This is a genomic window from Aliivibrio sifiae, assembly GCF_002954705.1.
Taxonomy (GTDB): domain Bacteria; phylum Pseudomonadota; class Gammaproteobacteria; order Enterobacterales; family Vibrionaceae; genus Aliivibrio; species Aliivibrio sifiae_A.
Genome location: NZ_MSCO01000002.1, coordinates 795,600 through 796,557, shown reverse-complemented (window position 1 = coordinate 796,557; position 958 = coordinate 795,600). Strand labels below are relative to the sequence as shown.

The 958-nt window shown below is 36.5% G+C and carries 3 tRNA genes; all 3 read left to right on the top strand.

The window, feature by feature from the left end:
* Positions 1-48: 48 nt before the first annotated feature.
* Positions 49-124 (top strand) — tRNA-Glu (locus BTO22_RS14645).
* An 84-nt stretch (positions 125-208) separates the two neighbouring features.
* Positions 209-284, top strand: a tRNA-Lys gene (locus tag BTO22_RS14640).
* Between the two features lie 61 nt (positions 285-345).
* Positions 346-421: transfer RNA gene (locus BTO22_RS14635), tRNA-Val, on the top strand.
* Positions 422-958: the final 537 nt, after the last annotated feature.

The window sequence follows — 958 nt, the reverse complement described above, 5'->3', positions numbered from 1 at the left end:
GCGAAGGTTGAAAATAAAGAGATTTGAAGGTGCCCACACCTTCATAGTGTCCCGTTCGTCTAGAGGCCTAGGACACCGCCCTTTCACGGCGGTAACAGGGGTTCGACTCCCCTACGGGATACCATTTTCTCCTTACAGTTTGTTAAGTTGACGTCGTTTATAGACTATAAACGTCCTTACAACTTGCCTCCTCTAAGAAGAAAAATATGGGTCGTTAGCTCAGTTGGTAGAGCAGTTGACTTTTAATCAATTGGTCGCAGGTTCGAATCCTGCACGACCCACCATTCTTTCCACAGAGAATGGGTTTGCTTCTGATAGAGTCAGAAGCGAGTTGAAATATTATGTGGGCGATTAGCTCAGTTGGGAGAGCACCTCCCTTACAAGGAGGGGGTCACTGGTTCGAGCCCGGTATCGCCCACCATTTCATTTATATGGATATACTCTTTAAATATTTTTGGAAGGATTCCAAACCAGTTCAAGAAATTGACCTAGGTTCGGATTTTTTGTGTCTGAAAATGCTTAAAAAGTATTTTATCATTAACTATGTTAATGGTTTTATATTGCTCTTTAACAATTTGGAAAGCTGACTGATTTAGCTTAATTTATTTTTACTTTTTAAAAAGTAAAACAAAACAGCTCAGGCTGTAATTAAGTTAAATCAAAATTTAAAAGTTCTTAATATCTTTTGTTTATCTTTAGATAAACAAACTAAAAACACATTCAAGTGTTCTTGTATTTTGAATCCGGCGAAAAACCAGAACTCCCTATCTTTTATATAGAGATAGCGACGAGTTCAACCTTGATTAGTTGAAATACGATTTCAAGTTATTTTTTTTACGTAGTAATTTTATTTTTAGGCAAGGCGTTAAGAAATTTATCGAAGGGAGTGTAGCTTGCTACGTGACCAAGTAAATTTTGAAAACAACGAAGTATAAAGATAAAAGAACAAGTAAAAAAA